This is a genomic window from Phocaeicola faecium (assembly GCF_014837055.1).
Taxonomy (GTDB): Bacteria; Bacteroidota; Bacteroidia; order Bacteroidales; family Bacteroidaceae; genus Phocaeicola; species Phocaeicola gallinarum.
Genome location: NZ_JACSPQ010000049.1, coordinates 1 through 8,476 on the forward strand (window position 1 = coordinate 1; position 8,476 = coordinate 8,476).

The following is an 8,476-nucleotide window of genomic DNA, read 5'->3' on the forward strand; positions in this document are numbered from 1 at the left end:
AATTGAATGAAGTAAAAGCGACCATGCAGACAAGCAATGAGGGAACAGAAGCGATTCGCCAACTACTACAGGCAGTCCGGGAACAGACCGCAAAACAGCTTCCAGCTCCAGAACTTATAGCCCAGGCAACAGAAGCAAAGGCCAAAGCGGAAAGTCTGGCCGCAGAACAGGCCAAAGAACTACAGGTTCTTCAGGAAGAAAACAACCGATTGCGTAACGAAATCAAAGCTCTTCAGGAGTATAAAGAAAAAGCACACCGGGAACTTTGCCGTGTACGTGACGAACAAAAAACAATAGGGAAAATCAAAGTAAATACAGAACTGTAACAGCCAATCGGGTAGAAAATAGGTAGAAAAACGGCATTGGAGCCAATATACAGCAAAAATTGGTTGGTATTTTGATGCTTTTTTCATAACATTGCGAATAGAAATGCCAAAAGATTCTACACCTATGAAGGTTGAAAGAAGTCTTTAGCTGATTTTATGATTTGTCAATCATAAAATTCCGATTTTTAAGATGACAACGAGAGGGGACATTTATGTCTGTGAAGATTAATGTAAAACTCCTCGGATTGACTACATGGGGGCAGTTGTCTTGTGCTTGTATTGTTTAATGCTTTTTGCATCACGATGTATGATGATGTAGGAAATTAACAACAATAGAAGAACGAATCCCATTAAACCGCCTACTTGCATAAATGACTTTTCACGCATGGCAACTATTTCGTTTTCCCGGCTTTGCAGTTCGGTTTGTACCTTTTCTTCTATTTGGCAAATCAATTCTTGCAGTTGTCTGTTAAGTTCTGCATTACGAGCTGCAAGGCTGTCGGCTTGTTCCGACAATTGGCGATCCTGCACTTTCTGTTCGCTGATTACGTTTCTATTGACCGAATGAAGGATAGTGGTTGATACTGCTGGAGTTACTTCCTTTTTTTTGCCGAATATGCCTAAGAAACCTTTTCGTTTTGGCTTTTTGGACTGTTCCTGCACACTTTTCTGTACAATAACCGGAATTTGATTGGCTATCTTCTTGTTAATAGATTGTTGTTCATCCATTAACCGGACTATCTGGAACATCTGTCGTTCCTTATCCTCTAAAAGACTGCGCACACTATCGATGCGCTCTGCTGGATAGGTGGCCTTGAAACGGCAGAGCATACTGTCCATTGCCATACGCCGTGCATGGTAATGCTCGATATCTTTATCGTTCCATTCCAGTATTGTTTCACCCAATAGAGAAAATTTTATCATTTGAATATTGATATTGTTTATTTCTTTTCGGAGCTCGTCTATTTTTTTATTGCCAAGTTCTAATGCTTCTATCTCCTGCCATTCATAGAGGCTATTATATGCCATACATCCGATAAGAATGGAGATAAGTATATATCCCAACCGTATTGCCTTATAGAAATTTCCTGACCGCTCCATTATTTTAATGACATTGATTTTTGGAACATGAATAAAAGTTTATCTTTTTCGTTCATGCGGATATTATCAGAATAACCGTCTTTTGTTATTTGATACCCACATGGCTTAACCATAAAAATGCCTAAGCCCTTAGTGTACGAACTTACTTCTGAGGCATAGTCTTTACTTGTATTTAATGGAACTTTCCCTTTAATATGACACCACTCATTATTACAACTGATGTCTTCAATCTCAGACATCAGTTTTTGCAAATCTGTAATAGCTTTGGAACTCGCTACTTGGGGTATCTGCAACTCAAAACAGAGCATCGGTTCGAGAATGTCCACACCTGACTGTTGCAAAGCCAGCCTGAAGACATAAGGGGTCAGCTGTCTGAAATCAGCAGGTGTACTTACCGGGCTATAATACTCGGCTTGAGTAAAAGTTACTTTCAGATCTGTCACTTCCCATCCATGTAAACCAGATTGGCAAGACATACGAATCCCTTCAAAAACGGCATTTTGAAAAGAATGGTTCAGATAACCATAGGAGATGTCACTTTCGATTTGCAACCCTGCCCCTAACGGTAAGGGTTCAAGAGTCAGCCCTATTGTGGCCCAGTAAGGGTTGGGTGGTACTTCGATCTGAATAATCTTATTGACCTTTTTTATAGGTCGTTCTTTGTAGATAGTCTTGATCTCATCAAAATGGACCTTTACGGAAAATCGTTCTTCCAGCAATGTCTGTATGATTTCCTTTTGGGTCAAACCATATAACGAGATTTCCAATTCATCACTATATGAGTTTATGGAAAAGGACAAAGACGGGTCTTCAATCCACAATGTATTCAGAGCGGATATCACCTTGCTTCTCTCTTCGGGCTTATTTGGCCGGACGGAGGATTTGAGAGCGGGATGCTGATGAGATAATCCTTGAATCAAACAAGGTTTAGCACCTAAATAATCTCCGATTCGAAAATCTTCTATATCTTCTACAATCGCGATATCATTGGCACCCACTTCATCAACATTTATCTCTCTGCCCTGATAAATAGTCTTTAGATTTTTAATCTTGATGAATTTTTCCGAATCGTTGATTCTTACAACGTCTCGAAGTCTCAGACTTCCGTCAATTATTTTAAGAAAACTTCTTTTATGCCCTTTGGGGTCATGCTCTATCTTATAGAGATAAGCTGAAAGTCTGTTTGAGACTGATGCCGGAGGAAGTATAAAAGAAGAAATGGCGTCCAACAACTCATTGATACCGATATTGAACATTGCTGATCCATGTAGCACCGGATAGACTTTGGCTTTTGCCACAAGAGCGATTATCGTATTCCAATAATCAGCCGGTGAAATTTCGCTATCCGCCAAATATCGTTCTAATATATCGTCGTCATGGTTGCATACAAATTCTTTGTATTCTTCCTTTATATATGTTTGGGAGCAAACCGGATAAACCGATCCATCGACAACAGTTTGCATAAACAGGACATCTTGCGACAGATTTGTTTTTATATCCATATACAAACGCTCCAAATTCACACCGGCACGGTCAATCTTATTGATAAATATAATTGTCGGGATTTGCAGCTTTTGTAAAGTACTGAACAGCAACTTTGTCTGCGCTTGTATGCCTTCCTTTGCGGATAAGATGAGGACTGCTCCATCAAGCATTTTGAATGTCCGCTCCACTTCCGCAATAAAATCCATGTGTCCCGGAGTGTCAATGATATTGCATTTCACTCCATTCCAGATAATAGATGTCGTAGAAGCCCGGACAGTAATTCCTCTACGTTTCTCTATATCCATAGAGTCCGTTATGGTGTCACCATTATCCACACGGCCGCACTTTTCCGTTGCTCCACTGGCAAACAGCAGATTCTCGGTTACGGAAGTTTTTCCTGCATCAATGTGAGCAAGAATTCCTAAATTTATAATATTCATTTGGATTAAGCAATAATATACTACAGTAGATGCATTGTCGAAACGCACCTTTTAATACCTCCTCGTAGCATATGAGAACTACAGGATTACTAACTCGTATTAATATGTATATTATTACTGCCGCATAACGATTACAAAATTACACAAAAAAATATATCTAACAAAAGTGGGAGGATTTTTTAACTTTTTACCATAGACATTTTATTAGGGAAGCGTAGGTTCAACTGGCAAGTACAAATAAGTAGAAATGTTTGAACAACACCAGCAAGAGTGCCCCCTTTTTTGTGGGCAATAAAAATGGCGACCGAAACCAGTCGCCATTTTCCCCATGCGTTTCCGCAATGGGCTTGCCAGAGCCTACGCTTGAGTTCTACAAATATAAGCAATTCCGTTTTCTTCTGCAATTATAACGGCACAATACCGGGACAGTTTTGAGCAACTGGCTCCTGTAACTTTTTCCGGATATCTGCAAATTTGTTTTGTGAACGGCAAAAATTCTTTGTGAACAGCACTAAGTCCATACTCTCAGAATAAAATCACATACCCATTCCAAAACCCCGGCTTCTTTTCCTGGGCTGGTCGATTTCTTCCTCCTGTTGTTTCTTTCTCTGCGGTGCCTGGTTGATATCCGGAACTTGGGATATACTGTTTCCCTGTTGTTGGATCTCTTCACGGCCTTGTTCCTGGTGCAGTTCCTGAAGATCCCGGCTCCATTCGGCCTTCATCTTCTCAAGCCGTTCATGGTTCACACGTTCTGCCCATTCCTTCTTCTGGAAGATTTCTTTCGGGCTTCCGTTCTTCATGGTATTGAGATAGTCGAAGGTCTGTTCCGGAGCCCGGTCATACCCTGTGCGCTTGTCAAATGAAGATTCACACTTTCGGAAAAAATCTGTCCTGTCAAAACCTCCTTTCACGTTTCCGCAGTTCTTCTTCCCGGTGTGGTTGGTCTTTGGGCTTAGCTTCCTGGTGTTGCTCCTGTCCTTCCGGCTTACGATGATATGTGCGTGCATGTCGTACCGGTCGGCTCCCTTCCTCTCAAAATGGATCTTTCCGTAATACTCGATATCCTCTTTGTTCAGACCTTTTCCGAACCCTTCCGCATAGTGCTGCATCACATCATCACGGACATACTTTCTCATGGCTTCAGCCTGTTCTTTCTCTGTCTTGCCCATTTTCTCCAGCTCCCGGCTGGAAGGGCTTACCGTGATCACATAGAACTTCGCATCGTTCCGGCTTAATTTTGCCTTGTTGTTGTCTATCTTGAAGGTTACTTCCTTTGCGCTTATGTAGTCACGTGAGTTATTGAAAAACGGCTGCACTTCCCGGCCGTTCTTCATGCGCTCCAGATCCTCATGCTGGAGATAGGTCGTTACTCCTGTGCAGCTCCCTGTATTGGCATAGGTTCCGGAACCGCCACCCTGAATCTTTATGTTCATAGCCCCCTCCTTTCCTTTTCCCTCTCATAGACTTTGTTTATATCATCGAGCAGCCCGGTCTTTCCTTTTGCATCGAGGAAGGAAACGATATGCTTATAGGCTTTAATCTGTGCCGTTTCGCTGGCTTCTATCCGCTTGAAGATAATATCCTGGTTCTTCCTGATAGTTGAATCTGCATCCCGCACCGCTTTTTCTGCCCTGCCTATGGCCTTGCCGTTGTTGTCGGAACTGTTGATTATCCCGGCAAGCAGTTCCTTGTTATCCTTCAGGAACCGCCTGAACTTTTCTTCCGAAAGTAAGGATGAAAGGCTTATGGTTATCTGTGTGCTGGCTCCGGCCAGAGCTTCACAAGCCGGACGCACAAGATCCGTTTCCTGTTTCTTCAGGAATGCGAACACCTGGTCCATGCGCTTGATAAGCTTCTGCATTTCCTGTGCTGGGCTTTCATGCTCGACCGGGTTTATACCGTACTTCTCAAAGTAGTTTATGGCATGAGTAATATACTCCATTTTTGACACACTGTTTGCCTTGGCCAGACGGTCAAGTTTAGCAAAAGTAGTACGTTCTACCGCTACTGTTGTTTTACTGTCTTTTTCCATATAATTATAAGGCTTATTATAACAAATTAATATACTAACTAATTGGTTTACAAGATAATATATTTATTCGTTATAACCAACATATAGCGGTTAATTTTTCTAATGCTTTGATTTTCAAAGCATAACCCCGTAGGGCAAGAGGAAAAAACAGGGCTTGCCCGGTTTCCTCTTGCTGTTCTATCGAACACCCTCCCCAGCGCGAAATTAGCAAAGGGGACGGGGAGAGATAGAACCTATCCCACACACGTAAACACACACGAAAACCGCACGCCCGGTACACAACAGAAATACCCAACAAAACCGCACAACAGAACGTGTCCGGAACACCACAAAAAACTCATCGGTCGGGGAGCGCCGCACGGCAAGGGGGTGTACCAACACTCCCGACGAGTGCAGCCGTTTGCTTGGATATATGATATAAGTTATTTTGATTCTGTCACAAATTCAAAAGGATTGCAGTATGTGCCGTTTCGGAACTTACTGCAATCCTTCATTTGTCGTCATAATGTCCCCAGGCTGAAATGATAAACACAATTACGGTAGTCTCGTTGACCATATACCTGATACGGTTCTTCTTGTCCAGCTGCCTTGACCAGACACCCTCCAGGTATCTCAACTGTTCCGGATGCCCTGTACCCGTGTACGGGTGTTCCCGGAGTTCATCAAGCAGCTTCTCCAGCTTCCTGAAAAGCTGCGGAGAGGATTTTCTCATCAACAGGACATGTTTTACCGCTTCTTTGGAAAATTCTATCTCATACATTGCCTTCGCCCTCTATACGGTTAAGAAAATCATCCAGAGACTCGTTTTTAGCCATTCTGAAGGTATTTCCGTTTCGGATATCTTCAATACCTCTCTGGATGGCCGCAAGTTCTTCCTTTGAAGGGAAATCACCTTCTCTGACTGCACACACCATAATAGGGGCTGCATTGCGTCTGGAGACCAGGATCGTTTCCGTCTCTGCCATTTCGAAGTATTTCTTCTGATTGGCACGAAATTCGCGTGTTGTAACAATCTGCATAGTTCTAATATATTGGTTTTCACCGCAAAAATAGGGATAAAAATCAATAAAACAAAAGTTTTGTGTACTTATTTGTGTACACGCGCGGAAAATTCGTTCCTCAAAGAACGCTGCGCTGGCTTTTGCTTTGCTTTCACAAACATTCAAAAACTCGTTTTTCACGGATTTGGAGGTCTGGAAGCCACATTCAGGCTAAAATTTTATGACTTGTTTTTAAGCATTACTTGTTATATGCTTATCAACTTTTAAAAAATGCACTTTAACAATCTGACAAACAGAATATTACAATCATCAACAGCGATCTAACTACGAGTTTTTGAATACTAACTGCGAGTTTTTGAATACTATTTCAAAGTTTAACTACGAGTTTTTGAATACTAATCACACAATCTACGAGTTTTATTTGTAAAACTCGTTTTTAATACTTATATTTGCGCAAAACACTGATAATTATGGCAATAGTAAACAAAGACCTTATCCAAAGTTATATTATGACTACTGCAAAATATGACTTTAATGTGTACGAAAAGCGTATCATTTATCGTCTCGTAGAAATGGCTCAAGGAGAGCTGCAAGGTATAAAGTTCGCTGATAACTGTCAGAAGATAGAGCATGATCTTTTCAGTTGCGTAAATATAACCATGCCTATCGCCTGCCTGCTTAATGGAGAGGACGACAAGAATTATGCGAGAGTAAAAGAAGCCCTACAGTCGCTTCAGCGAAAGATCTTTGAGTATGAAGATGATGAGATCTGGCAAAGTATCTCTATCATAGCCTTGCCTTATATACGGAAGCGTTCTTCAGTATTATCCTTTCAGGTACACCCACGTGTATGGGACTGCATACTTGATTTCTCAAAGGGTTTCAGGAAATACGAACTGAAAGCAGCCATGAGCTTTAAGAGCCAGTTTTCAATGCGCTTTTATGAGTTGTTGAGCAACCAGAAAACTCCTCTGATATACTCTATAGAACAGCTAAAGGAAATGTTTTGCGTAACAGACAAATACGAGCGCATCAACGATTTTATACGTTATGTTGTGGATGCTGCAAAAAAAGAGCTTGATGAAGTCAGCCCATATACCTTTGAGTACACACCGCTCAAAACAGGGCGAAAGATAACGGCCATAAAGTTTTATCCGGTATATCAACCGGAACACCGTGACAGTGATTTGGAAAAACATGACCTTCAAAAACAGACTGCTTTAAGCTGGTCGTTAGCTCCGGAAATAAGAAGTTATCTTAAAAACTCGATTGAGTTTTCAGATAAAGAGATTAAAAACAATCTAGATCTGTTTATATCAGCACAAACCTTACTTCCAGACTTCCTTAATGAACTCGCCATTCTAAAAGGGAAATCAAGGGAAAAGAAGAACCCAAAAGGTTATATAATCAATGCTATCAAGGGAAAAATTAAAGACAGAAAGAAACTTTGATTTTGTCACACAATCAAAAAAACAAAGACATGAAAGAAGGAGATTTGATATTGGTATCAGCTGAAGCTACAGGCTTAGGAAAGCCAATGGAAGCCATTATAGACAAGATTGAGACATTCATGGGACAAACCCTTGTAACAGTCACTTACACGCAACCAGACGCCTTATCCGGCTTCGGAGGGTGCTTTGTGGATTCTCATATCACTTTAAGCGAAAAAAAGACCAAGTAACCTGAATATATTTCAGGAATATTCGGTATATTTACAGCATATTCAATTAAAAAGAAGCATAAAACCAGCATATCAAGCATATTATAAGCATATTTATATCAATCGGTTAAGGTATGACAGATAAAGCAACCATACAACCCAAAAGCAAGCCGGAAAAGACTACAATCTCAATAAGCGGAGAAACATCTGAACGGCTGGAGATATACTGCCGGGCAAACGGCATATTACGGAAAGAGTTCGTTTCTCTCGCCCTGGAATACTTTGAACGCACAGGTTTCGACCTGAAGAGTAACGCACTTGATTACTCCCCCTTGGAAAAGATCATCGGAGAATTGAATGAAGTAAAAGCGACCATGCAGACAAGCAATGAGGGAACAGAAGCGATTCGCCAACTACTACAGGCAGTC

8 protein-coding genes and 2 pseudogenes are annotated in these 8,476 nt (G+C 41.3%); 4 read left to right on the top strand and 6 right to left on the bottom strand.

Translation table 11 applies throughout. The features are described 5' to 3' along the window. Positions 1-326 (top strand): annotated as a pseudogene (locus H9626_RS13600) (hypothetical protein); the annotation flags it as partial. Positions 327-587: 261 nt separating this feature from the next. Here the strand turns inward: H9626_RS13600 and H9626_RS13605 are convergent. From H9626_RS13605 to H9626_RS15475, 6 genes and pseudogenes are all read right to left on the bottom strand, one after another. Continuing rightward, positions 588-1,427 (bottom strand): annotated as a pseudogene (locus tag H9626_RS13605) (hybrid sensor histidine kinase/response regulator); the annotation flags it as partial. Then, positions 1,427-3,352, bottom strand: a complete 1,926-nt coding sequence (tet(Q), locus tag H9626_RS13610) for a tetracycline resistance ribosomal protection protein Tet(Q) (protein ID WP_004291466.1) — start codon at positions 3,350-3,352, stop codon at positions 1,427-1,429. The pseudogene H9626_RS13605 and the gene tet(Q), both read right to left, overlap by 1 nt. Positions 3,353-3,888: 536 nt before the next feature. Continuing rightward, the gene (locus tag H9626_RS13615) at positions 3,889-4,788 is read right to left on the bottom strand and encodes a DUF5712 family protein (RefSeq protein ID WP_191710834.1); all 900 of its coding nucleotides are present in this window, start codon (positions 4,786-4,788) and stop codon (positions 3,889-3,891) included. Then, a complete protein-coding gene (locus tag H9626_RS13620; protein ID WP_191710835.1) occupies positions 4,785-5,387 on the bottom strand; it encodes a BfmA/BtgA family mobilization protein in 603 nt (200 codons plus the stop codon). The genes H9626_RS13615 and H9626_RS13620 overlap by 4 nt, the downstream gene beginning before the upstream one ends. A 490-nt stretch (positions 5,388-5,877) precedes the next feature. Continuing rightward, complete coding sequence (locus tag H9626_RS13625) at positions 5,878-6,147, bottom strand: Txe/YoeB family addiction module toxin (RefSeq protein WP_032536520.1); 270 nt, start codon at positions 6,145-6,147, stop codon at positions 5,878-5,880. Beyond that, on the bottom strand, positions 6,140-6,568 hold the full coding sequence (locus tag H9626_RS15475; protein WP_225231023.1) for a prevent-host-death protein: 429 nt from the start codon (positions 6,566-6,568) through the stop codon (positions 6,140-6,142). The genes H9626_RS13625 and H9626_RS15475 overlap by 8 nt, the downstream gene beginning before the upstream one ends. Positions 6,569-6,858: 290 nt before the next feature. Between H9626_RS15475 and H9626_RS13635 the strand changes: the two genes are divergently transcribed. From H9626_RS13635 to H9626_RS13645, 3 genes are all read left to right on the top strand, one after another. After that, positions 6,859-7,839, top strand: a complete 981-nt coding sequence (locus H9626_RS13635; RefSeq protein WP_172557070.1) for a replication initiation protein — start codon at positions 6,859-6,861, stop codon at positions 7,837-7,839. A 29-nt stretch (positions 7,840-7,868) separates the two neighbouring features. Further along, positions 7,869-8,069, top strand: coding sequence for a hypothetical protein (locus H9626_RS13640; RefSeq protein ID WP_191710836.1), 201 nt, complete (start codon positions 7,869-7,871; stop codon positions 8,067-8,069). Positions 8,070-8,182: 113 nt separating this feature from the next. Further along, a partial coding sequence (locus H9626_RS13645; RefSeq protein WP_306666769.1) for a BfmA/BtgA family mobilization protein occupies positions 8,183-8,476 on the top strand: 294 nt, incomplete at its 3' end.